This window comes from Actinoallomurus liliacearum, from assembly GCF_039542035.1.
GTDB lineage: Bacteria > Actinomycetota > Actinomycetes > Streptosporangiales > Streptosporangiaceae > Actinoallomurus > Actinoallomurus liliacearum.
Map to the genome: position 1 here is coordinate 688040 of NZ_BAABHJ010000002.1, position 24872 is coordinate 712911.

At 72.1% G+C, this 24872-nt stretch carries 24 protein-coding genes; 15 read left to right on the plus strand and 9 right to left on the minus strand.

Annotation, left to right across the window (positions count from 1 at the left end; all coding sequences use genetic code 11):
• Window positions 1-59 precede the first annotated feature (59 nt).
• Together ABD978_RS05770 and ABD978_RS05775 are read left to right on the plus strand one after the other, a co-directional pair.
• Complete coding sequence (locus ABD978_RS05770; RefSeq protein ID WP_345349451.1) at window positions 60-941, plus strand: SAM-dependent methyltransferase; 882 nt, start codon at window positions 60-62, stop codon at window positions 939-941.
• A gap of 88 nt (window positions 942-1029) precedes the next feature.
• Window positions 1030-1800, plus strand: a complete 771-nt coding sequence (locus ABD978_RS05775; RefSeq protein ID WP_345349454.1) for an enoyl-CoA hydratase-related protein — start codon at window positions 1030-1032, stop codon at window positions 1798-1800.
• A 127-nt stretch (window positions 1801-1927) separates the two neighbouring features.
• Here the strand turns inward: ABD978_RS05775 and ABD978_RS05780 are convergent, their stop codons facing one another.
• Window positions 1928-3985: an NPCBM/NEW2 domain-containing protein gene (locus ABD978_RS05780; protein WP_345349457.1), complete on the minus strand. Its 2058-nt coding sequence runs from the start codon at window positions 3983-3985 to the stop codon at window positions 1928-1930.
• Between the two features lie 252 nt (window positions 3986-4237).
• On the opposite strand from ABD978_RS05780, the gene ABD978_RS05785 reads away from it, so the two are divergent.
• The gene (locus ABD978_RS05785; RefSeq protein WP_345349460.1) at window positions 4238-4657 is read left to right on the plus strand and encodes a hypothetical protein; all 420 of its coding nucleotides are present in this window, start codon (window positions 4238-4240) and stop codon (window positions 4655-4657) included.
• A gap of 102 nt (window positions 4658-4759) precedes the next feature.
• Here the strand turns inward: ABD978_RS05785 and ABD978_RS05790 are convergent, their stop codons facing one another.
• The 3 genes from ABD978_RS05790 to ABD978_RS05800 all read right to left on the minus strand — a co-directional run bounded on the left by ABD978_RS05790 (window position 4760) and on the right by ABD978_RS05800 (window position 7655).
• The gene (locus ABD978_RS05790; RefSeq protein ID WP_345349464.1) at window positions 4760-6031 is read right to left on the minus strand and encodes a cytochrome P450; all 1272 of its coding nucleotides are present in this window, start codon (window positions 6029-6031) and stop codon (window positions 4760-4762) included.
• 1 nt (window position 6032) lies between these two features.
• The gene (locus ABD978_RS05795) at window positions 6033-6233 is read right to left on the minus strand and encodes a ferredoxin (RefSeq protein WP_345349467.1); all 201 of its coding nucleotides are present in this window, start codon (window positions 6231-6233) and stop codon (window positions 6033-6035) included.
• Window positions 6234-6311: 78 nt separating this feature from the next.
• Window positions 6312-7655 (minus strand): cytochrome P450, encoded by a 1344-nt coding sequence (locus ABD978_RS05800; RefSeq protein WP_345349470.1) that lies wholly within the window; start codon window positions 7653-7655, stop codon window positions 6312-6314.
• 95 nt (window positions 7656-7750) lie between these two features.
• On the opposite strand from ABD978_RS05800, the gene ABD978_RS05805 reads away from it, so the two are divergent.
• Complete coding sequence (locus ABD978_RS05805; RefSeq protein WP_345349473.1) at window positions 7751-8398, plus strand: TetR/AcrR family transcriptional regulator; 648 nt, start codon at window positions 7751-7753, stop codon at window positions 8396-8398.
• Window positions 8399-8425: 27 nt separating this feature from the next.
• Here the strand turns inward: ABD978_RS05805 and ABD978_RS05810 are convergent, their stop codons facing one another.
• The gene (locus tag ABD978_RS05810) at window positions 8426-10462 is read right to left on the minus strand and encodes a glycosyl hydrolase family 28-related protein (RefSeq protein ID WP_345349476.1); all 2037 of its coding nucleotides are present in this window, start codon (window positions 10460-10462) and stop codon (window positions 8426-8428) included.
• Between the two features lie 298 nt (window positions 10463-10760).
• Here ABD978_RS05810 and ABD978_RS05815 point away from each other — a divergent pair, with 298 nt between their 5' ends.
• Window positions 10761-11543, plus strand: coding sequence for a MerR family transcriptional regulator (locus tag ABD978_RS05815; protein ID WP_345349479.1), 783 nt, complete (start codon window positions 10761-10763; stop codon window positions 11541-11543).
• Between the two features lie 4 nt (window positions 11544-11547).
• On the opposite strand, the gene ABD978_RS05820 is transcribed toward ABD978_RS05815, so the two are convergent.
• Together ABD978_RS05820 and ABD978_RS05825 are read right to left on the minus strand one after the other, a co-directional pair.
• The gene (locus ABD978_RS05820) at window positions 11548-11796 is read right to left on the minus strand and encodes a DUF6479 family protein (protein ID WP_345349482.1); all 249 of its coding nucleotides are present in this window, start codon (window positions 11794-11796) and stop codon (window positions 11548-11550) included.
• Entirely contained in the window at window positions 11793-13616 is a 1824-nt protein-coding gene (locus ABD978_RS05825) for a hypothetical protein (protein ID WP_345349485.1), read from the minus strand. Before ABD978_RS05825 ends, ABD978_RS05820 begins: the two co-directional genes overlap by 4 nt.
• 91 nt (window positions 13617-13707) lie before the next feature.
• On the opposite strand from ABD978_RS05825, the gene ABD978_RS05830 reads away from it, so the two are divergent.
• Together ABD978_RS05830 and ABD978_RS05835 are read left to right on the plus strand one after the other, a co-directional pair.
• On the plus strand, window positions 13708-14067 hold the full coding sequence (locus tag ABD978_RS05830; RefSeq protein WP_345349488.1) for a cupredoxin domain-containing protein: 360 nt from the start codon (window positions 13708-13710) through the stop codon (window positions 14065-14067).
• Window positions 14068-14069: 2 nt separating this feature from the next.
• A complete protein-coding gene (locus ABD978_RS05835; RefSeq protein WP_345349491.1) occupies window positions 14070-15371 on the plus strand; it encodes a hypothetical protein in 1302 nt (433 codons plus the stop codon).
• Between the two features lie 29 nt (window positions 15372-15400).
• Here the strand turns inward: ABD978_RS05835 and ABD978_RS05840 are convergent, their stop codons facing one another.
• Window positions 15401-16741, minus strand: a complete 1341-nt coding sequence (locus ABD978_RS05840) for an aspartate aminotransferase family protein (RefSeq protein WP_345349494.1) — start codon at window positions 16739-16741, stop codon at window positions 15401-15403.
• 87 nt (window positions 16742-16828) lie between these two features.
• Between ABD978_RS05840 and ABD978_RS05845 the strand changes: the two genes are divergently transcribed.
• The 3 genes from ABD978_RS05845 to ABD978_RS05855 are packed head-to-tail and all read left to right on the plus strand — an operon-like array spanning window position 16829 to window position 20175.
• On the plus strand, window positions 16829-17743 hold the full coding sequence (locus ABD978_RS05845; RefSeq protein WP_345349497.1) for a LysR family transcriptional regulator: 915 nt from the start codon (window positions 16829-16831) through the stop codon (window positions 17741-17743).
• Window positions 17744-17783: 40 nt separating this feature from the next.
• Window positions 17784-18353 carry a TetR/AcrR family transcriptional regulator gene (locus ABD978_RS05850; protein WP_345349500.1) on the plus strand — a complete coding sequence of 190 codons (570 nt, stop codon included), beginning with the start codon at window positions 17784-17786 and terminating at the stop codon, window positions 18351-18353.
• A gap of 55 nt (window positions 18354-18408) precedes the next feature.
• Window positions 18409-20175, plus strand: a complete 1767-nt coding sequence (locus ABD978_RS05855) for an alpha/beta fold hydrolase (protein WP_345349503.1) — start codon at window positions 18409-18411, stop codon at window positions 20173-20175.
• A gap of 17 nt (window positions 20176-20192) precedes the next feature.
• Here ABD978_RS05855 and ABD978_RS05860 read toward each other — a convergent pair whose 3' ends face one another.
• Window positions 20193-20624, minus strand: a complete 432-nt coding sequence (locus tag ABD978_RS05860) for a cold-shock protein (RefSeq protein ID WP_345349506.1) — start codon at window positions 20622-20624, stop codon at window positions 20193-20195.
• Window positions 20625-20910: 286 nt separating this feature from the next.
• Between ABD978_RS05860 and ABD978_RS05865 the strand changes: the two genes are divergently transcribed.
• The 5 genes from ABD978_RS05865 to ABD978_RS05885 all read left to right on the plus strand — a co-directional run bounded on the left by ABD978_RS05865 (window position 20911) and on the right by ABD978_RS05885 (window position 24871).
• Window positions 20911-21258 carry a carboxymuconolactone decarboxylase family protein gene (locus ABD978_RS05865; protein WP_345349509.1) on the plus strand — a complete coding sequence of 116 codons (348 nt, stop codon included), beginning with the start codon at window positions 20911-20913 and terminating at the stop codon, window positions 21256-21258.
• Between the two features lie 123 nt (window positions 21259-21381).
• On the plus strand, window positions 21382-21912 hold the full coding sequence (locus ABD978_RS05870; protein ID WP_345349512.1) for a hypothetical protein: 531 nt from the start codon (window positions 21382-21384) through the stop codon (window positions 21910-21912).
• Complete coding sequence (locus ABD978_RS05875; RefSeq protein ID WP_345349515.1) at window positions 21905-23041, plus strand: peptidoglycan-binding protein; 1137 nt, start codon at window positions 21905-21907, stop codon at window positions 23039-23041. The genes ABD978_RS05870 and ABD978_RS05875 overlap by 8 nt, the downstream gene beginning before the upstream one ends.
• A complete protein-coding gene (locus ABD978_RS05880) occupies window positions 23028-23693 on the plus strand; it encodes an ABC transporter ATP-binding protein (RefSeq protein ID WP_345349518.1) in 666 nt (221 codons plus the stop codon). The genes ABD978_RS05875 and ABD978_RS05880 overlap by 14 nt, the downstream gene beginning before the upstream one ends.
• Complete coding sequence (locus ABD978_RS05885) at window positions 23690-24871, plus strand: ABC transporter permease (protein ID WP_345349521.1); 1182 nt, start codon at window positions 23690-23692, stop codon at window positions 24869-24871. The genes ABD978_RS05880 and ABD978_RS05885 overlap by 4 nt, the downstream gene beginning before the upstream one ends.
• Window position 24872: the final 1 nt, after the last annotated feature.

The following is a 24872-nucleotide window of genomic DNA, read 5'->3' on the forward strand; positions in this document are numbered from 1 at the left end:
AGTGCTCATGCGCTTGAAAGCGCATGGAGTCGTGCGGACCACGGCCGACGGAGGTGGGCGTGAACCAGCGAGAGAATGCATCCGGGCCGGGCGCCTTGGCGACTACGCCACGCGTACCCCCCCATCGCCATGGTGGACGGCGCCCGACGGCGCGGGCGGTCGACGATCGGCCGCAGCCGATCGATTTCCTCACTGAACCGAGCATTGCACGCGTCTGCAATTATCTCCTCGGCGGGAAGGACCATTTCGCCGTCGATCGCGAGATCGCCCGCCGATTGCTCGAGCTGGCGCCGGAAACTCCTGCGGCGTTGCAAGCCGACCGCGACTTCAAGAAACGGGTGGTGCGTCACCTCGCCCGAGCCCACGGAGTCCGGCAGTTCATCGACATCGGGATGGGTCTCCCGGCCGAGGACAACGTCCACGAGATCGCCCAGCGGGTCGATCCTGACGCACGCGTGGTCTACGTGGACAACGATCCGGTGGCGCTGTCGCACGCACGGGCCCTGCTCGCGGTCGATCGCCGGGTGACCGTCGTGGAGGGCGATCTGCGCGACCCGGCGGGTCTTCTCGACCACGAGGCGACGCTCCGGTTGATCGACTTCACCGAACCGGTGGCGGTGTTGATGATCGGCGTCTTGCACTTCCTGACCGCCGATCATGACCCACCGGGGATCGTGGCGCACGTTCGGGACGCCATCGCGCCAGGCAGTCACCTCGCCATCTCACACGTCGTCGCACGCCCTGAGACGGCTCGGTGCGCTGAGGCGCTGGGCTACGAGAAGTTCGGGCGTACGAAGGAAGAGATAATGGGCTTCTTCGACGGTTTGCAGCAGGAGCCGCCAGGGCTCGTGTCGGTGTTCAGATGGCAGCCCGGCGTCGAGGGTGATGGCGAGGACGACCTGTGGCTCTATGCGGGCGTCGGACGCACCCGTTCAGCGTGAGGGCGAGCACCGGTACAGCCCGGAAGCGACGCGCCCTGAGTCGTGCCCGGCGTGGCCGTACGCGGGCCGGCGACGTAGCGTTCGAACCATGAGCGTCGACGAGGTCCTCATCGAGACGGACGGTCCCTTCGGGATCATCACCATGAACCGCCCGGAGCGGCGCAACGCGCTGTCACTGTCGCATATGCGGGCGCTGACGGCGGCGTTCCGGCAGGTCGCGCAGACCGACGCGCGCGGGATCGTGCTGGCCGGCAACGGCCCGGTGTTCTCCGCCGGGCACGACTTCGCCGATCTGGCCGGCGCCGACCTCGCCGCCACCCGGGAGATCCTGCTCGTGTGCCGGGAGCTGATGGACACGATCCACGCGGTGCCCCAGGTCGTGATCGCCCAGGTGCACGGCATGGCGACGGCGGCCGGCTGCCAGCTCGTGGCCGCCTGCGACCTGGCGGTCGCCGAGCGGAACGCGCGGTTCGCCGCACCCGGCGGGAAGGGCGGCTGGTTCTGCCACACGCCGATGGTGCCGATCGCGCGCAACATCGGGCGCAAGCGGGCCATGGAGATGGCCCTCACCGGAGACGCCATCGACGCCGCGACCGCCCTCGAGTGGGGTCTGATCAACCGTGCGGTGCCCGTGGAGGAGCTGGAGAAGGCCACCCGTGAGCTGCTCGAGCGCGCCACGCAGGGCAGCCCGCGCAGCAAGGCGCTCGGCAAACAGGCGATGTACGCCCAGCTCGACCGGCCGGAGGCGGACGCGTACACGTACGCGATCGAGGTGATGGCGGCCGCGAGCCAGACGCCCGAGGCGCGGGAGGGCATGCGCGCGTTCCTGGACAAGCGCGCCCCCGAGTGGCCGGCGTAGGGCCGGTCCGATGGATGCCGGTCCACCGGACCGGCCCTGGCGGGCGGCGTGATCGGTCCGCGGGTGGCTTCGGTCCGGGCTCCTCGCCCCGCCGCCGCGCGGGGCGAGGAGCCGGATCGGCCGTCGATCAGCAGGTGAGCCGGGCGCCCGCCCAGTCGGCGTGGTCGTAGGTGTTGCCGTCGCCTCCGTCGCCGGTGACCAGGCGCAGGGTGGAACGGCCGGTGACGTCCACGTCGATCGTCGTGGCGGCTCCCGAGGTGAGCGTGCCGGTCGAGGCCAGGGTCACGCCGTCGCCGACCACGGAGAACGTGACGCTGCCCCGCCCGCCGGTCTCCGCGTCCACGCCGACCGCCGCGGTGAAGCGGGTGCAACCGGACGCGTTGACGGTGATGTCCCCGGCCGCGTGGGCGCCGACGCCGTTGGGGTACGACGCGCCGCCGACGGTCAGGACGCCGCCGTCCCCGGCGGCCTGCTCGCCGTTGGACTGGTCGTGTTCGGCCGGGCCCCAGCCGTTGGTCGCGGTGGTCCACGAGAGGTCCCGGGCGGTGCCCGGCGTACCGCAGGTGATCTGGGCGCCGCCCCAGTCCGCGTGGTCGTAGTCGACGCCGTCGCGGGCGTCGGTGACGCGCAGCTCGAGCGTCCGGGCACCGCCGGTCGGCACGACGAGCCGGGTGGCGGCGCCGTACGACTTCACGTCGCTGTAGCCCAGCAGCCGGCCGTCGCCGTACACCGCGAACCGGACGCTGCCGCGGCCCGATCCCACCTCGGAGTCGATGCCGACGTCGGCGCTGAACCGGCTGCAGGATCCGCCCAGCCACAGGTGGACGGCCGAGTCGGCGTGCGCGCCGATGCCCTTCGCGTACGTGGTGGAGTCGATCGTCAAGGTGTGCCCGTCGCCGGCGGCCTGCTCGCCGTTCGAGGCGTCCCGTTCGACCGGGCCCCAGCCGTTACTCGATGTCAGCCAGGTGAGGTCGCTCACCTGGTAGGTGCCGGCGGGGCGGGCGGCCTGCGGAGTCCCGGTCCGGGTGACGCGGTACATCACCACGCCGTGGCTCGGCACGCTCGCCGCAACGCTCCCCGTACTGGTCGAGGTGGCCCCGCTCCAGAGGTCCTTCAGGGCGTATGAGCTCGACCCGCCCAGCCCGAGTTCCGCCGCGCTCGTGGTGATGGTCGCGGTCGAGCCGGACCGGTTGAGGAGCACGGCCGCGACCGAGCCGTCCGACACCGGCTTGGCCCACACCTGCAGGCCGCCGCCGAGGTCGCGCATCCGGCGGCCCTGGGAACCGCCCCAGTCCTGGTCGACCGCGATCACGTCGGAATTCGTGATGACGGCCTTGGTGGCGGCGCTCATCGAGCGCAGGTCGTTGCCGAGGATCAGCGGCGCGTTGAGCAGCGCCCAGAGCGAGAAGTGGGCACGGTACTCGGTGTCGGTCATGCCGCCGTTGCCGACCTCCAGCATGTCCGGGTCGTTCCACGCGCCCGGGTGGGAGAACGGCTCGAGTCCGGCCTGCTGGTCGAGGATCGAGGTCATGCTCGCCCAGGAGTCGCTGATGTCGCCGGTCGTCCGCCAGAGGCTGCCGCCGGTGGCCGGACCGAAGATCCACGGCTGGTCCTGACCCCAGTTGCAGAGGCTGTACACGATGGGCCGGCCGGTGGCCTTCAGCGCGTCGCCCATCGTCTGGTAGCGCTGCGCTGCGGGCCGCCCCTGGTTGTTGCAGTTGTCGTACTTGAGGTAGTCGACACCCCAGGCGGCGAAACTGGCGGCGTCCGTGGTCTCGTGGTCCAGGCTGCCGGGCAGTCCCTGGCAGGTGGCGGTGCCGGCGGACTCGTAGATGCCGAGCTTCAGGCCCTTGCCGTGGACGTAGTCGGCCACCGCCTTGATCCCGGACGGAAAGCGGGTCGGATCCGCCTGGAGACGACCGGCGGAGTCCCGGGTCCCGGCCATCCAGCAGTCGTCGATGTTGACGTACTTGTAGCCGAGCTTGTCCAGGCCGGCCGCGACCATGGCGTCGGCGATCCCCTTGATCAGGGACTCGTTGATGTTGCAGCCGAACTTGTTCCAGCTGTTCCAGCCCATCGGCGGGGTCTGGGTGGCGACGACCGGCGTCGCGGCGGTGGCAGGGCTTGGGTTCAGGCCGACCGTACCGACGGCCAGCACGATGAGGGCACGGAGGATTCGACGCATGGCGGGGCTCCAGCGTGACGGGGGCTGATGAGCGAACGCGTTCGATATCGGGGCGCCGCCTTGTTTGTACCTGGTCGCCTTTGTTCGAACAAGAGCTGATCGCGGCCGGACAAGGCCGTCCGCGACGATGCCGCGCGGGCGCTCCTCCGTGCGCGCGGTGATCTCCGGCGTGAGAGTACGGCCGTCGCCCTCTTGCAGCCCGAAGGTATGCGCGCCGGCCTTTGGGGAGATCGCTCCCCCTCCCATTCCGCCATGTCCCGTCCCGGGGCCGCACTGACCATCGCCACCACCGCCGCCCCGGCCCACGCCGCCGCCCGACCGACCGCGACCACGCACCAGGCCACCGCGGTGGCCGCCAAGAGCGCACACTGGTACACCCTCAAGCACGGATCGTTCATGCTCACGGGGTCGGCGATGCGGAACTGGAACCGCAAGTACGGGCGGGTGATGCAGGTCAAAGCCCGCTGCTGGGGCAACAACGCGACCCTCTACGTCGAGCTCCAGTACCGGGCCACGTGGACGGGCTGGCACAACATCAAGACCGGCCACCGACGCTGCGACGGCAAGTACCTCATCCTCCGCGTCAACAACGCCGGCAGCAAGAACTACGACGCGGAGTTCCACCTCAACCGCAAGCACACCGTCGAGTACTGGGCGCAGGCCTACGGCTGACCGCCCTCCCCCACAGGAACACGACCAGCCACACCAACCCCGGCCGGCCATCGGGACCACCCCGAGGGCCGGCCGGCCCGGTCTGTGCCTGGATCCCGGCCGTCAGCCGATGCGGACCGGGAGCGTACGGGGACCGCGGACCTGGCCCGCCGCCCAGGTGACCGCGTCCGGGTCCTCCAGGGTGAACGCCGGGATCCGCTCCAGCCAGACATCGAGGGCGACCCGCAGCTCCATGCGCGCCAGGTGCGAACCCACGCATCGGTGGACGCCCAGACCGAACGCGGCGTGCCGGTTGACCTCCCGGTCGATGACGACCTCGTCCGGCCGGTCGAACTGCGCGGGGTCACGGTTGGCCGCGGGGAACGACAGCAGCACCCAGTCCTCGGCCTTCATGTCCACGCCGTGCCAGTGCATGTCCTCTTTCACCAGCCGCGCCATCGTGACCGGAGCGTACGCCCGCAGGAACTCCTCCATCGCCGTCGGCAGCAGCCCGGGTTCGGCGACGAGACGCTCGCGGTCCGCGGGCGTCTTGGCCAGGTGCCACAACGAGGCGCCGATCGCGCTCCAAGTCGTGTCGATCCCGGCGATCAGCAGCAGCGCCATCGTGCCCGCCACGTGCGACGGCTCCAGCTTCCGGCCGCCGAGTTCGGCGTTCAGCAGATGAGTCGTCAGGTCGTCGCGGGGGGACTCGACGTGGTCGCGGATCTGGAGGAGCAGGTAGTCGAACAGCCGGTCCATCCGCGCGATCCGCTCCTCCGGCGGCAGGTTGACGCCTTCGAGCGTGTTCTCGACGAACTCCCGGAAGCGCGGCCCCTCCTCCTCGGGGAAGCCCAGCAGGTCGGCGATGACGCGCACGGGGATGTGCTGGGCGTAGTCGCGCGCGGCGTCGACGACGTCCCGGCCTTCGAACGCGTCGATGAGCGAGCGGCAGAACGCGCGGGTCCCCGGCTCGAGCCTGGAGACGGCGGTCTTGGTGAACGCCGGGAGCAGCAGTTTGCGCGCGTGCTGGTGGAACGGCGGGTCGGAGGAGATCGGCGGCACGACGCCGATCGGGGCGATCTCTCGCGGCGGCCGGAAGTTGCTCATGACGACCGACCTGGAGGAGAAGCGCTCGGTGTCATAGGCGATCGCCGCGACCTCCTCGTAGCGCGTCGGCAGCCATCCGCCGCCGAACCGCTCCGTGCGGGCGATCGGGCAGCGCTGCCGCAGGTCCTCCTGGATCGGGTACGGGTCCGCGGCCCACTCCGGTTCCATGTGGGAGAAGTCGGTCGCCCAGTCCCCGACCGGGCCGGTGACGATCTCGTTCCGGATGCCGAGAGGCTGGTCCCCACGCGTATCCCGGTAGTCCTCGGTGAACCGGTCGTCTACCGCCATGTCAGTCCCCTTCGACCAGGTCGATCGCGCGTTCGGGACAGTTGGCGGCCGCGCGCCGCGCGTCCTCCGCCTCGTCCGGCGGCACGGTGCCGTCGCCGAGGACCGTGCCGAAGCCCTCATCGTCGTCCCCGAACAGGCCGGGGGCGAGGTCGTAGCAGCGGCCGTGTCCCTGGCAGCGGCCGGAGTCGATCTGTACCTTCACTGTGTTTCTCCCTCTCACCGCTGACGACGGCGCTGAGCCCGGACGTTCCCAGAATGCCGTGACCGCCGTCGCGCTCGCTCATGACCCCGTTCGAGCCGCCGCACCCGGAGCGGACGGCACCGCGCGGGGGTTCCGGCGGCGCACGACCGCCCGGCCGCCCTTGGCCGGGGCGTTGGCGATGCCGCGCGAGTGCCATCGCTCGTCCGGCTCGGTGGTCGGCAGCAGCGTGAAGTCGCGCAGCACGGTGCGCAGGACGACGTTCATCTCCATGCCCGCGAACGCCGCGCCGATGCAACGCCGCCGGCCGCCCCCGAACGGGATCCACTGGTAGAGGTCCGGCCTGGCGTCGAGGAAGCGGGAGGGGTCGAAGGCGCGCGGGTTCGGGAACACCGACGCGTCGGTGTGCAACAGGGTGATGCCGACCAGCACGGTGCACCCCTTCGGCAGCGTCCACCGTCCGAGCCGGTAGCCGTCGACCCTGACGTGGCGCCCGACGAGGTCGATGACGGGACGCGTGCGCTGCACCTCGGTGATCGTCGCCTCGCGCAGCGCGCCGCCGCCCGCGTCGGCCTCCTCGGCGAGGTCCCGCAGAATCGCGGGATGGCGGCGGAGCCGTTCGACCGCCCAGGCGAGGGTCGTCGCGGTCGTCTCGTGCCCGGCGACGAGCAGGGTGAGCAGCTCATCGGCGATCTGGGCGCGGCTCATCGGCGAGCCGTCGTCGTACCGGCTCTGCAGCAGCAGCGCGAGGACGTCGTCGCGTCCGTCGAGGTCCTCCCCCACCGTCCGGTCGATCAGCCGGTCGACGATCGCGTCGTACCGGCGGCGCGCGATCCGGAACCGGCCCCACGGGCTCCACCGCCCGAGGTCGGTCTTCGGAATCGGCAGCACGGCCAGCCGGGAGCCGTAGGCGACCCACGGCGGCAGCATCGCCCGCAGCTCGGTGAGCTCGGCGCCGTCGGCTCCGAAGACCGCGCGCAGGATGGCGTTGAGGGTGATCCGCATCATCGAGGGCAGGGTCGCGAACGCCCGGTCCTCCGGCCAGGACGCCACCTCCCGTACGGTCTCCTCCTCGATGATCTTCTCGTAGGCCGCCAGCCGGCGCCCGTGGAACGGCGGGACCAGCAGCTTGCGCTGCTTGCGGTGCTCCTCCCCGATGAGGGCGAAGAGCGAGCCGGGACCGAGCACCCGCCCGAGGTTGGGCTGCACGTTCTCGATGAGATCGGGACCTTCGGTGAACAGCTGCCGGATCTCGGCGGGGTCGCTGATGACCACCGCCCGGCCGAAGATCGGCACGTTGACGGTGAAGGCGTCACCGTAACGGGCGCGCAGCCGTTGCATTCCGCGCGACCGAGCGGTCGCCGCGAACGCGCCCTGCACGAACCGCGGGGACGACGGGCCCGGCGGGAGCGTCACGGTCGTCATGGAGAAGCACCTCTCTCGCGTGGTACGCGGCCGTACCAAACGGTACGCCGATGTACCATCCGGTTCAAGGGCTCGCCCCGACGAGAGGTGACAGCGTGACGACCGTGCGGCGACTGCGCGCGCAGGCGGGGGTGCCCGCCGCCTCCGAGACCACCGCCTCCGACGACCCCGGCGGGTTCCGCCGGCGGCTGCTCGACGGGCTCGCCGCGTCGATCGTGGAGAAGGGATACCGCAACACCACGGTCGCCGACGTCGTGCGCCGCGCGCGGACCTCACGGCGCACCTTCTACGAGCACTTCGCCGACAAGGAGGAGTGCTTCATCGCGCTGCTCACCGCCGCCAACGCCGAGATGATCCGGCAGATCTCGGCCGCCGTCGACCAGACCGCCCCCTGGCCCACCCAGGTCCGGCAGGCGGTCGAGACGTGGATCGCGTGCGCCGAGTCCGAGCCCGCCATCATGCTGAGCTGGATCCGTGACGTGCCGTCCCTCGGCGACGCGGCGCGCCGCCTGCAGCGCGAGGTGATGGAGGCGTTCATCACGGTGATCCAGACGTTCTGCGACACCGAGGAGTGGCGCGCCGCGGGGGCCGGGCCGGCGTCGCGGCAGGTCGTGGTCATGCTGCTCGGCGGGCTGCGCGAGCTCACCGCGACCACCGTCGAGGACGGCGGCCGGATCGGCGACATCACCGAGGTGGCGGTGCGGTCCTCGATCGCCCTGCTCGCCCCGCGCACCTCGGTGTGACCGGCCGCCGGCCCCCGGACGGAATCGTCACCAGGCCGACGGCGCCGGCGGCGCTACGACCGGCGGGTGGTCGTCGCAGGTGATGGTGTTCGGCAGTTCCCACGGCGCGAGCCAGGGGCCGGTCGTGCCGCCGCCGGAGTTGCCGCCCAGATCCGTCAGCGTGAACTCCGAGCCGGTGGACGGGAAGTTGAACGACCCGCAGTTGTTGACGCCGACCGCGCCGACGTTGCGGGCGACGACGTTCTGGAACGACGCGGACCCGGCCGCCCGCGCGCTGACCACCGAGGTGCCCGTGCCGTCGATCCGGAGGTCCTTGAAGTGGACGTTGGTGATCGAGTACCGGTCCTTGACCGGCCAGTCGCTGACGAACATGATCGCGTTGTAGGTGCTGTCGAGGAAGTGGTCCCCGACCACCTCGATGTCCGCGTCGATGCTCTTCTCGAGCGCGTAGAACCAGACGGCGCCCAGGCCGATCTTCCAGTTCAGGTCGTACGTCCCGGAGCGGACCGTCGTGTTGTCCGCGATCGACAGGCGCCCGGTGAAGGCCTCCGCGCCGAAGCGGGACCCGGCGTGGATGGCGCTGCCCTCCCGGATCGGGTCGGCGATGAGGTTGCCCGAGACGGTGTTGTCGGCGCCGCCGTAGATCGCGACGCCGTTCGCCAGGACCGGCGTCTGCACCGTGTTGTGGTCGAACGTGTTCCGGGCGTCGGCGGTCTTCTCGGACCACATGGCGAGGCCGTCGTCACCGGTGTTGCGCAGGAAGTTGCCGGCCACGACCGAGTTCGTGACACCGGTATGGAAGTTGAGACCGTCGGCGATCTGGTCGGCGATGACGTTGTTCGTGACCCGCAGGTTCGTCATCGGCCCGTCGAACCACATGCCCACCTTGGTGTGGTGGACGTACAGGCCGTCGATCGTCGAGTCGCTCATGGCCCCGCCGACGCCGTTCACCTGGTCGGTGTCGACGCGCTCGCGGACGTCGCCCTCGATCGTGAAGCCGGACAGGTGGACGTTGTGGCTGCCGCCCGCCGACGCGTCCCTGCCGTAGAAGCCGACGCCGGTGTGGACGGAGCCGTCGGGGGCCGGGGAGCCGAGGGCGACCTCGTGCCCCTTGATGATCGTGTACCAGTTTCCGGCGCCCTCGATCGTCACGTCGTCGACGACGATGTGCCGGTTGACCTGGTACGTGCCCGGAGGAACGTAGACCTTGAGCCGTGCCCGCTTGGCGACGGCGATCGCCTTGTCGAACGCCGCCGCGGAGTCCCGCCGGCCGAACGGGTCGGCGCCGAACGCCAGCACGTTCGCCGCGCCGGGCACGACGTGCGGCGCCCCGACGAGCTGGGAGTCCAGCAGGTCGACGACCGTCCACGCCGCGTTGCTCCCGGCCGGGACCGTCAGCCGCACCTTGTCGCCCGCGTGGTACGTGCGGCCGAGCAGGAGCCGCTGCTCGTCGTAGAAGTGGCTGGGGCGGAACGGTTTGGTGATCGTCGGGGCCGGCGTCGTGGCGTTGGGCACGCAGGAGCACTCGGTGATCCACCAGTCGGGGTGGAGCAGGTCGGCGTTCGGGTCGTTCGAGAACGGATACTGGTTGTACAGCCACGCGTACTGGGAGGTCAGCGTCATGGCCTTCCGCTTCGCGCCGTTCACCGAGACGTCGAGCGGCGCGGTGATGCCGCCGCCCTGCGGTGCGTCCGGGATGCTGTAGCGGACGGTGAGGGCGTTCGCCCGGCCGGGCAGCGTGAACTCGACGTACTGTCCCGGCGTCAGCTTGACGGCCTTCCGGCCGGACGCCTCCGAGGGGAGGGTGTACGGGGTGCGGTCCGGGCCGATGACCGTGCCGTTCGTGCGGGCGTTCTCCGCCTCCTGCTCGGCGAAGTCGACGTTCGCGCCCCGGCCCGTGACGAGGGACGGGTCGAGGGCGGCGCGCGTCACGACCGGGGCGGCGGCGTCGCCCGCGCCGGCGAAGGCCGTACCGCCGAGCGCGCCGCTGAGCCCGACGGTGGCCGCGGTCACCACCGCGACCGCGGCCGCGAAGGACCTCGCCGGTCGGCCGTACCACCTCATGACAGGGCCTGGGATGCTCCGTGACATCGAGTGCTCGCTTCTCTCGGAGGGCTGAAGAAACGGTCGAGACGGGTGGACGGCCACCATTCGGGTGAGGCGACACTAAACCGCCGGTGCCCCCTCCACAAGGTTCTTCGGACGACTTTTCGTCAGCCTGTCGAGTAGAACCAGGTTTCTGCTTGTTTCTTGCAGCCATTTGCGACGGCGCGGCCGTCGTTCGGCCGTGTGCACGGGTCCGGCGCAGGGCGCGCCGGTAGCATCCGTAGGTAAGGTCGATCCCGACGACAGATGCGGTGGCATGTCCGTTTTCAGAATCGATGAGCTCGCCCATGCCGCCGGTTCGACGGTGCGCAACATCCGGGCGTACCAGGATCGCGGGCTGCTTCCGCCGCCCCGGCTGCAAGGTCGGGTCGGGCTGTACGACGAGTCTCATCTGGCCCGGCTGCGGTTGATCGGCCAGCTCCTGGGCCGGGGGTACACCCTCGCCACCATCGCCGAGCTGATCTCGGCCTGGGAACGCGGCCGGAACCTCAGCGACCTGCTCGGCCTCGAGAAGGTGCTCACCGACCCCTGGTCGGACGAGATCCCCGGTCACCTCGACGCCGCCGAGCTCGTCAAGCTGTTCGCCGTCGATCCGGAGAGCGCGGACGCCCCGGCGCTTCTGCGGCTCGCGGAGGAGCACGGCTTCCTCGAGGCCGAGGGCGACGACCGCTACAAGGTGCCCAGTCCGCGGTTGCTGCACGTCGGCACCGAACTGGTGGCGGCGGGGATTTCGCTGCCCGCGGTGTTCGAGATCGCCGGACGTATCCGGGAGGACTGCGCGGTGATCGCCCGGCGCTTCGTCGACCTGGCGCGCGTCCACGGCGACCTCAGCGCCGAGCGCCTGGTCAGCGGTGAGCAGATCGCCGAGGCCGCGGCGTTCGTCCAGCGGCTCCGGCCCCTCGCGCAGCTGGCGGTCGAGGGGCTGCTGGCCCGCTGCATGGAGGCCGAGGTGCGCGCGGCGCTGGGCGACGAGCTCGCCGCCGCCGTGGCCCGCGACACCCGCCGGACGCCGGAGGCCGCCGAGGGCGACGAGGGCTGAGGCCCTACCTGGCCGGTGGCCCGTCCCGCCCGGTCCCGGAGCCCGGCGCCTCATCCTCGCCGGGCCGTGCACGGCGATCGTCCTCGTCGGGGTGCGGGCGATGGCCGTCCTCGTCGGGGTGCCGGCGACGGTCCCGCCAGACGACCACGACGATGATCGCGACGACGACGATCGTCGGCACGAAGAAGGGGATCGCGGTGACCGCCGAGTGCGTCGCGAGCGGCGTCCCCGCCCCGCTGACCGCCCCGTTCACCGTTGCGCCTCCGGCACGGCGGGGAGCCGGCGGGACACCCGGGCGACGCCCCAGCCGAGCGCGATGATCAGGATCAGCGAGCAGCACAGGACGACCGCGGAGGCGACGGTCCACAGCCAGCCGGGGACGCCGCTCTTGAGCTCGCGCTGCAGGACCCGGCGCTCGTTCTGGACCGCCCGAGTGGACCGCGGCTGGGCCGGCAGGCGCTTGGCGCCGATCGCGGGGTCGTCGGGCAGGTAGATGGGCACCGCGCCCATCGACCGCCCGTCGTGCAGCCGGACCAGTGTCTTCCACTGCCCGTACAGCGGCATCGGGCCGGTCGTCCGGTAGGTGCCGCCGCCGAGCGCGGTCAGCCGGTCGACGTGCAGGCCGCCGCCCTGCCAGGCGGTCACGGTCACCCAGGCCGGGTCCCGGACGGCGTCGGCCGGGGCGATGGTGATCCGGGCGCCGGCGGTACGGTGCGCGGCGTCGCCGCGGAGGTCGGTGAGCGTGACGGACACCCGTACGTCCTTCGGCACGGTGACGAGCAGTCCGTTCGTCACGGCGGCGGCGATCGCGACGAGCGACGCGGCGAAGACGGTACGGGCGACGGCCGGGCGGGGCAGCCGTCCCTGCAGGCCGAGGAACAGCAGGGCGCCGAGCAGGCCGCCGGCGACACCGCCGACGACCGCCATGATCATGCCTTCCGGGATGATGTCGCCGGTCCAGGGCAGGCGCATCACGGCGTGGCTCCAGGCGTACTCCGCGCCGAATCCGGCCGCGCCGATCAGCACGCCGCTGGCCGCGCCGAACGCCAGCGGCCGGCGGGCCAGCGCCGGCGCGGCGAGTTCGACGCACACGGCCTCGGCGAAATAGAGGGGAACCGCGGCCCACAGCTGGCCGATGACCCCGGCGACGACGAGCGAGACCCCGCCGCGTACGACCATGTAGAAGACGACCGACGACAGGGCCCCGCCTCGGCCGATCCACAGCCGCGCCACCACGAGCGCGCATCCGGCGGCGACCGCGATCATGAACGGCTGGTGCACCAGCCGGAACTGCGGAACGCCGAAGTCGTACTCGGCCTGGAAGACCGACAGCCCGATCAGCAGCCCGCCGACCATGGCCGCACGCCGCGTGTGGCGGGCCCAGGGGCGGACGGCCACGTCGCCGCGGTGCGCGCGTCCCTCCCGTTCGAGGATCATGAGGGCGACCAGGGACAGCCCGGCGCCGCCGATGAGCATCAGGTGGGTCGGGCCCCACAGCGTGACGTCCTGGCCGAAGATCCGGTGCCACATGTCGTCGAGCGGGAAACCGAGCAGGGCGTAGAAGCCGGCGCCGGCCAGCAGCACTCCCCCGGCCGGCGCGTACCAGTCACGGGTGATGCGCACTGCGCCGGCTCCGGGCCGCTCCCCCAGGGGCAGCACCACCGCCAGGACACCCGCGGTGAAGATGCCGAACAGGCCGATCAGGATCGGATAGTGGGCGATGTTGGCCAGCGGCCCGACGTCGCGACCGCGGGAGATGTGCAGCGAGATGTCCCAGTACATCCCCAGTAGCGCGGTCACCAGCGACACGAGTGACACGAGCGAGGGCAGGGCGGCCCAGCCCGGCAGTCCCCGGCCGGGCCCGCGTTCGGACCAGGCGGCCAGGCGGCTCAGCAGCCGGATTCGGCCGCTCCGGTGACCGATGCCCAGGACGAGCAGCGCGGCGGTCAGCACGGCGGCCGCGCCGCTCGCGATCAGCACCTGGCCGAGGGCGGCTCCCCCGGCCGGTTTCGACTGGACGGCGAGGAGGCCCATCGCCGTTCCGCGGGCCGGCTGGATCAGCTGCTGCACCACACGCGCTCCTCAGGCCGCTGGTATGCGTCCACAAACTATGACATCTTCTACTGTTACATTGATTGATGTCACATTGGGCGGAAGGAGAGTCATGTCACGTCGGCGGGTTCTGGCCACGACGGCGGCCGCAGCGCTCCTCACCGCGGCCGGATGTGGGAGCAAGGCCCCCGCTCCACGGGCCGCCGCGCCCGCGGTCAAGGTCGCCGTGACCGTGACCGGCGGGAAGGTGCGGACGGCGAGCCCGCGGGTCACCGTACGCCGCGGCCGGACGGTGGAGATCGACGTCACCAGTGACGCCGCCGACGAGTTCCACCTCCACGGCTACGACCGCGAACTGGAGCTGAAGCCCGGTGTACCGGGCGTCCTGCGGTTCGTCGCGGACCAGCCGGGGGTGTTCGAGGCGGAGCTGCACAAGTCGGGTGCCCGGGCGTTCGAGCTCCAGGTCGACTGACCGTGCACGCCACCGTCCTCGCGCACGGGCTCGGCGGCCGCACCGATCTGCCGATGGACGGGCTCACGGCCATCCTCGGCGGCGGAGCCGCGATCGCCGCGTCGTTCCTCGCTCTCACCATCGCGTGGCGCCGGCCGCGCCTCTTCCCCGACGACGGCCGGCCACTGCCCACCCGTCTCGCCCACGCGCTCGACGCCCGAGCCCTGACGGCCGCCGGGCGCGTCATCGCACTCCTGGCCACGGCCGCGGTCGTCGTGGTGGCCCTGACCGGGCCGGCGACCGACCAGCGCAACTTCGCGCCGTGGGCGCTGTTCGTGACGTTCTGGGTGGGTCTGGTGCCGGCCAGCGTGCTGTTCGGCCCGGTCTGGCGGCGGGTGAACCCGCTGCGGACCCTGCACGCGGCACTGTGCCGGCTCACGGGCGCGTCCGGCCGCGCCTATCCCCGGCGCCTGGGCTACTGGCCGGCGGCCGCCTGGCTCACCGGGTTCGTCTGGTTCGAGCTGGTCGCGCCCGACCGGTCCGACCCGCGCCTGGTCGGCCTCCTCATCCTCGGGTACGCGCTGGTCAACCTCATCCTGGCGACGGTGTACGGCGCGTCCTGGTTCGCGTTCGGCGACGGATTCGAGGCGTACTCCACGCTGCTGGCCCGGATCTGCCCGATCGGCCGGCGCGGCGACGGCACCCTCGTCCTGCGGACGCCGCTGACCGGGCTGATGCGCGGCGACCCCGAACCCGGCCTGGTCGCCGTGGCCTGCGTGCTGATCGGATCCACCGGATTCGACGGCATCACCCGTACGACCTACTGGCGGGACAACGTCGTCCCCCGCAGCCTGACGGCGGGCACCCTGGGACTGGCCGCCGCGATCGGCGTCGTCACCGCGCTGTACCTGGGCGCGATGCGCGTCACCGCCGCCGTGACCGGCGAGCCCTCGGGCGCGCCGCCCGTACGGTTCGCCGCGACGCTACTGCCCATCGCGCTCGGGTACACCGTCGCGCACTACTTCTCCTTCTTCCTGCTCGAGGGCCAGATGACGGTCATCCTGGCCAGCGACCCGTACGGCACCGGGCTGAACCTGCTCGGCTCCACCGGACGCCGCGTCGACTACGCCGCCGTGCCGTCCTGGCTCACCGCGCTCGTCCAGGTGAACGCCATCGTGCTCGGCCACATCGCCGCCACCATCGCCGCGCACGACCTGGCCCTGCGCACCCATCCCCCGGCCCGCGCGGTCCGGGGCCAGATTCCGCTCGCCGTGACCATGATCGCCCTGACCTGCGCGGGCCTGCTCGCCCTCCTCAGCGGATGAGCCCGCGGTATCGGTGAAGGAAGACGGGGTCAGCCGAGCCGGGTGGTCGCGTCGCCGATGGCCTCGTCCAGGATGGCCAGACCTCGCGAGAGCTCCTCCTCGGTGGCGGTCAGCGGGGGCGCGATCCGGAAGGTCCCGCCCATGCCGGGGAGCTGCACGATGTTCATGTGCAGGCCGAGTTCGAGGCAGCGCCGGGTGACCAGCGCGCCGAGCTCGTCCGACCCCTGCTTGGTCTCCCGGTCCAGGACGAGCTCCAGGCCGACCAGCAGGCCGCGGCCACGGATGTCCCCGACGACCGGGTGCCGCTCGGCGATCGCTTCGAGGCCCCGGCGCAGGAACCCGCCGAGCTCCGCCGCCCTCTCGTCGAGCCGGTCCCGGGCCAGGACGTCGAGGACGGTGTTGCCGACGGCCGCCACCAGGGGGTCCGCCACGTGCGTGGTGAAGAACAGGAAGCCGCGGTCGTGCGCCTCCTGTTCGATCTCGGCGCTGGTGAGCACGGCCGCGAGAGGAAGGCCCGCACCGAGCGTCTTGGAGAGCGTGAGGATGTCGGGGACGATCCCGTCCCGTTGGAAGGCGTACCAGTTCCCGGTGCGGCAGAGCCCGGTCTGCGCCTCGTCGAGGATCAGCAGCATGCCCCGCTCACGGCACTTCTCGTGCAGGGCGGCGAAGTATCCGGCGGGCGGCTCGATGATCCCGCCGGCGCTGAGGATCGGTTCGACGATGCACGCGGCGAGGCTGCCGACCGACTGGGCGTCGATCAGCTCGAAGCCGAAGTCCAGTTGGCGCCGCCAGTCGAGCTCGCCGTCGGCGGTGGTGAAGTCCGGCCGGTACGCGTTGGGCACCGGGATGGCGAAGTTGCCCGGCACGGCGGGCCCGTAGCCTTTGCGGCCCGCGCTGTAGGTGGCGTTCGCGGCGGCGTTGGTCATCCCGTGCCAGGACCGGGCGAACGACACGATCTCGTGCTTGCCGGTGACGAGTTTGGCCATCCGGATGGCCGCTTCGTTCGACTCGGCGCCGGTCGTCAGGAGCAGCGCCTTCTCCAGCGGCGCCGGGAGCGTCTCGGCCAGCCGCCGGGCGAGGTCGACGACGGGGCGGCTCAGCATGCCGCTGTACAGGTGGTCGAGATGGGCCACCTGCCGGCGCACGGTGGCGACGATCTCGGGATGCGAGTGGCCGAGGATCGCGCTCATCTGGCCGGAGGTGAAGTCGAGGATCTCCTCGCCGTCCTCGGTGAACAGGACGCTGCCCTCGGCGTGTTCGATGATCTTCCGCGTGAAGCCGCCGGCGCCGGCGTAGCGCGTGAGGTACCGGTCGGCGTCGGCCCAGAAGGTGTCGGCCGAGGACGCCGGAACCGTGGTCGGAGCGGTCATGCCCCCGACGCTAGGAGAGGCTCCAGCGACACGTCCATCTCATAATTCCGGCTTTCCTGTTCGGAAGAACCGAACAAAGATGGCGGCATGACACTGAATCCGGTGCGTCTGCGGCTGTTGAGCCAGCTGGACGCCCTCGGCACCATCCGGGCCGTGGCGGTCGCCGCCCACCTGAGCGCGTCGAGCGTCTCGCAGCAGCTCGCGGTGCTCGAGGCCGAGACGCGTACGCGGCTGCTCGAACGGACCGGACGGCGGGTCCGGCTGACGCCCACCGGGCTGATCCTCGCGCGGCGGGCGCGGGCGATCCTCGACCACATGGACGCGGTCGAGGCGGAACTGCGCGGTCTCGGCGAGGAGCCGGCCGGGTCGGTACGGCTGGGGGCCTTCCAGAGCGCGATCCACGGGCTGGCCGTGCCGGTGGTGACCCGGATCTCGCGCTCGCATCCGCACGTCGAGGTCGAACTGCTGGAGGTGGAGCCGCATCAGAGCATGCAGGCGCTGCGGGCCGGCGACGCCGACATCGTCATCACGACCACGGACTTCGTCGAGGTGCCCCTGGACCCGGACGTGGACATCGTGCCGTTGGCGACCGACCCGATCGTGCTCGTGGTGCCGCCCGGACATCCGCTGGCACGGCGAGGCCCGATCGACCTGGCCGCCTGCGTCGACGAGTCCTGGGCGTTCGACATCCCCCAGTCGTACATGGCGAACCTCGCGACCAGGCTGTGCCGGCAGTCCGGGTTCGAACCACGGGTGGTGTGCCGGTTCAGCAACTACCTGATGGCCCTGCAGCACGTCGAGGCCGGCCTGTCGATCGCCCTGCTGCCCGGCCTCGCCGTGGACCCCCGGTACCGGGTCGCCACCCAGACACTCGCCGCACCGGTCACGCGCACCATCGCCGCGGCGGTCCGGCGCGGATCCGCGTCGAGGACCGCGGTCAACCTGGTCGTCGACGCGCTGCGCCAGAACCAGGACCTGCCGTCGGCGGCGTCGCCCCTGTGACGGCTGGCCTTTTTATGTAGATCGGTCTATTCTCCTGCGCATGGCCGCGAAGGGCGACGAGACACGGGCCCGGATGATCGAGGCGACCCGGACCCTCACCGAGGCGAAGGGCTACCACGGCACCGGACTGAACGAGGTGCTCGCGCTGAGCGGCGCGCCGCGCGGCTCGCTCTACCACCACTTCCCCGGCGGCAAGGACCAACTGGTCGGCGAAGCGCTGACCGGGGCCGGCCGGGAGGTGGACGGCCTGCTCGCCGACCTGGCCGAGGAGGCGGCCGACGTGCCGGCACTGGTGCACGCCCTGTTGGACGCGCTGGCCGAGCGCATGACGGCGTCGGGTTTCGCGAAGGGCTGCCCGGTGGCCACCGTGGCGCTGGAGGTCGCCTCGTCCAACGACGCCCTGCAGCAGATCACGGCCGAGGTGTACGGGGGCTGGCAGCGGCGGCTGGCCGACCGGCTGCACGCGGACGGACGCGAAGCGGCGGAGGCCGATGACGTGGCCACCACGGTGCTGGCGCTGATCGAGGGCGCCCTGGTCCTCGCCCGCGCGCAGCGCAGCCGGGAGCCGATCGACCGGGTACGCCGCCGGATCGCCGCGGTGCTCGGCTGAGGTTTTCTTTTTTTGACTTCAAAATATGTAGATCGGTCTAGATAGAAGGTGGATCATGGACGCGGTGGTCATCGGTGCGACCGGCCTCCTCGGTCGCTGGCTGGTGCTCGAGCTGCTCAACCGGAACCGGGCGGTCGCCGCCATCGTCCGGGGGCGGGAAACGGAGTTGCGGGACTGGCTGCGGGTACACGGCGCCGACCCGACGCTGCTGACGGTGGTCCGAGGCGAGATCACCGAACCCGGACTCGGGTTGACGGCCGCCGACGACGAGACGCTCGGCGACGTACGAGACGTGTTCAACGCGGCCGCGGTGTACCGGTTCGGCCTCGACCGGGAGACGGCGCGAAAGGCCAACGTCGACGGGGCCCTGCACGTCCTGGACTGGGCGGCGACCCGGCCGAGGCTGCGCAGGCTGATCCACGTGTCCGGCTACCGCGTCGGGCTCGACCCGGCGCCCACGTACCCGATCCCGGCCGCCGAACTCGACGCGCTCTACCGCGCCAGGGGCGCCTACGACGCGTCGAAGACCGAGGCGGACGCGGCGGTACGCGTCACCGCCGCGCGACGCGGGGTGCCGCTGACCGTCGTGAACCCCAGCACGGTGATCGGCCACTCCGGCACCGGGGAGGCCGGCCAGTACATCGGCCTGGCCGAACTGGTCCAGAACCTCTGGGCGGGACGGCTGCCCGCCCTGGCCGGCACGCCCCGCACCTTCGTACCGGTGGTCCCGGTGGACTACTTCGCCCGCCTGACGGCGGCGATCCCCGAGCACGATCCGGAGCCGGGCGGTCTGCACTGGATCCTGGACGAGGCGACGCCGGACCTGCCCGAGCTGGTCCGCCTGCTGGCGGAACATCTCGGCGTGCGCGCGCCGCGCCGGCTGGTGCCGCTGCCGATCGTACGGCGCCTGCCGCGGGCGGTCAGCCGGGTGGAACCGGAGACGCTCACCTTCCTGACCGAGGATCGGTATGACACCGGCTCGGCCGACAAGGTCGCGGCCGCCGCGGGCCTGACCCGGCCGCCCGTACGGGCCGCCCTGCGGCACTGGGCCGACCGGCTGGTCGCGGACCGGTTCGGGGCCGCCGAATCGCCGCTACCCGGTGGATTCCACGAGGTCGCCGGGGCGCGTACCTACCTGGCCGGCGAACGGACCGCGCCCCGCTACGTCCTGCTGCACGGCCTACCGCTGGACGGCGAGGCGTGGGCAGGGGTGATCGGTGAGCTGGCCGCGCCCGCCCTGGTCGCCGACCTGCCGGGCCTCGGCCGGTCCGGCGTGGCGGCCGCCACCGAGGCCGAATGGCTCGCCGAGCTGCTCGCTCCCCTGCGGACCCGCCCGGTGATCGCCGCGCACTCGGCCGCCGCCGCGCCCGCGCTTCGCTTCGCCGCCGCGCATCCGGACCGGGTCGACCGTCTCGTACTGATCTCGCCGTACTTCCTGCAGCGGCCCGCGCCCCGGTTCCTCCGCGTGCCCGCGCTCGCCACGCCGCTCCTGAGACGCAGTTCCTCCGAGCGGCTGGCCACGGCGCTGCTCGGCGCCCCGTCGCCGCATCCGGCGATCGAGAGCGCCCGCACGCAACTGCGCCGCCCCGGAGTGGCCCGGCGGACCGCCCGGCGGCTGGCCCTCGCCCACCGGCCCGCCGAACGCGCGTCGCTGCGGAACCTGCTGGCCGCCGCGCCCGTGCCGGTGCGGCTCATCGTGGGCGAACTCGACCCGCTGGTCGGCGACACCGGCGATGTCCTCGTGTCCACCGTCGCGGGAGCGGGTCACCACCCGCTCATCACGCACCCGGACGCGGTCGCCGCCGGCCTCGGCCTCGCCTGACCGCCACGGGGTGGGGCTCAGTCCTCGATCCAGCCGTACCCGGCGGCGAGCGCGATGACCCCGTCCCGCAGGCGCATGATCTGCGCGCCCGTCAGCTCGGGAGCCGTCTTGAGGAACGCCTCGGTGAGCTCGTTGCGAAGTTCCGCGGCGGACAGCAACTCACAGGTGCCCTCCTCGATGCGCGGCACCTCGACCGGCCGTTCCGGCGTGCCCGTCCGCGCGGGCGCCCCGCCCTGCTTCTCCGGCTCGGCCACGACCCGTACGTCATAGCCCTTGCGGCCGCGGCCGCTGTCCACCACCTCGAACTCGACGCTCGCGCCCGGAGTGAACACACGCTTGTCGACGAGAAGGTCGTTCGCGTGGACGAACACGTCGTCGCCGCCGTCGTCGGGCGCGACGAACCCGTACCCGCGAACCTCATCGAACTTGACCACACGCCCTCTGACCACGGCACTCGACCTCACGCCATCCGCGACTCACCGGAATCCCACTCGAACGCGCCACCCGCCCACCGAACCACCAGGTAACGGTGCCACCCGCGTTCCAGAATCAATCTAGTTCATCCATCGACCGGGGCAGGAGGCCGTCTCCGTACGCCTTGGGGTGTTCTGTCAGTACACCGAACGGCAGGAACTCCCTCGTCGGCGCGACCAGCGGTTTCCTGGTCAGTGCGAGGGGTGCGCGGCCCGTCCGCCTCCCCGAGCCTCCTGACCGGCACATCGAAAGGCATGAACGATGGCAGAGAGCACGGACGGCACTCAGCCCTCAGGCGCCCAGGCGCTGCTCGGCGACTTCGCGCCCAAGCTGGTGGAGCTCACCGATGAGATCCTGTTCGGGGACGTGTGGGAGCGTCCGGGGCTGTCGGCGCGCGACCGCAGCCTGGTCACCGTCACCACCTTGGCGGCGCTCTACCGCACCGAGCAGCTGGACTTCCACCTGCGCACGGCGCTGAAGAACGGCCTGAGCAAGGACGAACTGGTCGAGGCCCTCACCCACCTGGCCTTCTACGCCGGCTGGCCGAACGCCATGAGCGCGGTCACCCGGCTGAAGACCATCATCGAGGAAGCCGGCGGGACCGTCTGAGGTCGCTTCTGCGGCACGGCGGCACGCCGCAGGGGTGCAGGGAAGCACCGCCCCCCGAATGAGGGGACGGGCTCACCACCATCGTGGGAAGCGCCGCCGGGCGCGCGAGCCGAGGCTGGAGACGTGTCTCAGCGACTCCTCCGCAGGCTCTCTGCCGCAGTCACCGCCACCGCCCTGCTCGCCGGGTGTGGTTCCGGTGGCCACCCCAAGGCCTCGTCCTCGCCGAACGCCCAGGACGTGGCCGCCGCGTACCGGCGGCTCGCCCAGTGCGTCCGGGCCCATGGGTTGCCGAACTTCCCCGACCCGGTACGGGATCCGCAGACCGGCCAGTGGGGACTTCCCGCCGGCACTCCCGATCCGCCGAAGAACGTCATGGACGACTGCCGTTCGATCGCCGACCGGATCCCCGCCGACAGGACCGGCACGACACTGTCCGCGCGGGACATGGCGAAGCTGCGCGAGTTCGCCGAGTGCTTCCGCCGGCACGGCGTCCCGGACTGGCCGGACCCCGCCCCGGACGGCAGCTTCACGATGCCGGCGAGGCTGGCCGGCCAGGGCAAGCAGCCGATCATGAAGCAGCTGGAGGCGTGCAAGCGGTACGGCGTCGGAGGCGGGCTGAAGATCAGGCGACCTGGGGATCCGTCCCATGGCTGACGGGAAACGGGTCGGGGTGATCGTGGTGGCGGCGCTGACGCTCGCGGGAGCGGCGGGCGGGATGGTCTGGGCGGCGGACGGCTCGGGCTCGGGGGCACGGCGCGGTTCCGCCGGCGGCGTCCCGACGGGCACCGCTCCGGTGGAGCGCACGGAGGTCGCGCAGCGCCAGCAGGTCACCGGGACACTCGGGCACGCGGGCGGCCTCGACGTGGTGGCGGCCGGGCAGGGCGGAGTCGTCACCGGGCTCCCCCCCGTCGCCAGGGTGGTGCAGCGCGGGCAGGCCGCCTACGAGGTCGACGGCACGAAGGTGCCGCTCCTGTACGGAGCCCGCCCCGCCTGGCGGACCTTTCGGCCCGGGATGACCGACGGCGCCGACGTCCGCCAGTTGGAGAGCAACCTCAAGGCCCTCGGGTACGGCGACGGGCTCACCGTGGACGATCACTTCTCCACCGCGACGTACCGGGCGATCCGCCGCTGGCAGGCCGACGCCCACCTGCCCGTGACCGGAACGGTGCCCACCGGCCAGGTGACGTTCCTGCCCGGGCCCCTGCGCGTCGGAGGACTCGACGTCAGGGTCGGCACGCCCGTGCGTCAGGGCCTGCTCGTCGAACACGGAACGGGCAGCAAGCCGGCCGTACGGGTTCAGCTCGACCCGGCGATCGTTCCGAACGTGCGCGTCGGCGACCCGGTCGTCGTGACGCTGCCCGACGGGAGCAGCCGGAAGGGCGAGGTGAGCGAGGTGGGGGCGGTCGTGGTGCCGCAGACCGGCCAGACCTCGGAGAACGGGCAGGCCGCCGCGGGCGCGCCGGGCGGGACCGGCGGGACGGCCGCCGCGGCGACGGCCACCGTCACCATCACCGTGGACGGCCCGATCCGTGGAGTGCTCGACCAGGCCCGGGTCCAGGTCGGCATCACCTCGGCGGCGCACGAGAACGTGCTGGCCGTGCCGATTGTGGCGCTGCTCGCACGGCCCGGCGGAGCGTACGAGGTCGTGGTCGTCGACGGTGCCGCGCGACGGCACATGACGGTGCGGACGGGGCTGTTCGACGAGGTCACCGGGCTGGCCGAGGTCTCCGGCGGCGGGCTCGCCGAAGGCCGGCGGGTGGAGGTCCCCAGTGCCGGTTCTTGAGCTGGAGGACGTCCGCAAGGTCCATCCCGGCGAGCCGCCGGTCGAGTCCGTACGCGGCGTGAGCCTGGCCGTCGGTTCCGGCGAGATGCTCGCCGTCCGGGGCGCCTCCGGATCGGGCAAGTCGACGCTCCTGCACCTGATGGCCGGCCTGGACCGGCCCACCAGCGGCTCCGTACGCCTGCGCGGGCAGCGGGTCGACCTGATGTCGGACCGGCGGCTGGCCGGGCTGCGCGCCCACCAGGTGGGCGTGGTGTTCCAGCGGTTCTTCCTCCTGGAGACGATGACGGCGCTGGACAACGTCGCGGAGGGGCTGCTGTACCGCGGCGTGCCGCGAGCGCGCAGACGGGCCGCCGCGCGCGAGGCGCTGGCGCGGGTCGGACTGTCCCACCGTGTCCGGCACCGGGCGGCCAGGCTGTCGGGCGGGGAACGGCAGCGCGTCGCCATCGCCCGCGCGATCGTCGGCCGGCCCGCGATCGTGTTCGCCGACGAGCCGACCGGGAACCTCGACTCGGCCAACGGAGCCGAGATCCTCGACCTGATGCGCGAGCTCAACGACTCGGGCACCACTCTCGTCATCGTCACGCACGAGGACCGGGTCGCCGACGCCTGCCGCCGCCGGATCGAGCTACGCGACGGCCTGGTGGTGGCATGAAGAGCACGATGCGGGTGGCGGACCTGCTTCCGGTCGGGACGCTGGGCCTGCGCTCCCGCCGGCTCCGCACGACCCTGTCCGGGCTCGGTGTCGCGATCGGGATCGCCTCCCTGGTCGCGGTGCTCGGCGTCACGAGATCGAGCGAGTCACAGCTGCTGGCCCAGATCGACCGCCTCGGCACGAACCTGCTGACCGTCGCCGACGGGCAGACGCTCGACGGCGCGGAGACGGAACTGCCCGCGACCGCCGGACCGATGATCGGGCACCTGCCGAACGTCCTGCGCGTCGCGCCGACGGCTCAGCTCGTCTCCGCCGGCGTCTACCGCAGTGACCGCGTCCCCGCCGGGCAGGGCGGCGGGCTCGCGGTGCGCGCCTGCGACTCCACGCTCCTCACGACGCTGGACGGTTCACTGCTCGCCGGTCGCTTCCTGGACTCGGGCCGGTATCCGGTGACCGTACTGGGCCACGACGCCGCCCGTACCCTGGGCATCGGTCACTTCGACGCCGGTACGCGGGTCTGGCTCGGTGGGCACTGGTTCACCGTGGCCGGGATCTTGAATCCGCTTCCGCTGGCGCCCGAGATCGACCGTTCCGCGCTCGTCTCCTTCGCCGCGGCCTCCGGCCTGCTCGGGTACGACGGGCATCCCAGCCGGATCTACGTCCGGGCCGACCAGGACCACGTGACCGACGTCGCGGCGCTGCTCGCCGCCGCCGCGAACCCGGCCGCGCCGACCGCCGTGGGAGTGAGTCGACCGTCCGACGCCCTGACCGCCCGCGTGGCGGTGACGCGGACCTCCGGCGCCCTGTTCCTCGGGCTCGGCGGCATCGCGCTGCTGGTCGGCGCGATCGGCATCGCCAACGTCATGGTCATCTCCGTGCTCGAGCGGCGTTCGGAGATCGGCCTCCGGCGGGCGCTCGGCGCCGCGCGGTCGCACGTGGCCGCGCAGTTCCTGACCGAGTCCCTGGTCCTGTCCTTCCTCGGCGGGACGGCCGGCGTGCTCCTGGGCGCGGCGGTCACCGCAGGCATGGCGTACGCGCGCGGGTGGGCCGTGCTGATCCCCGGATTCGCCCTGTGGGGCGGAATCGGCGTCGCGCTGGTGGCCGGGGCGCTGGCCGGGCTGTACCCCGCGCTGCGCGCGGCCCGGCTCTCCCCCACCGACGCCCTCCGTGCCGCCTGAC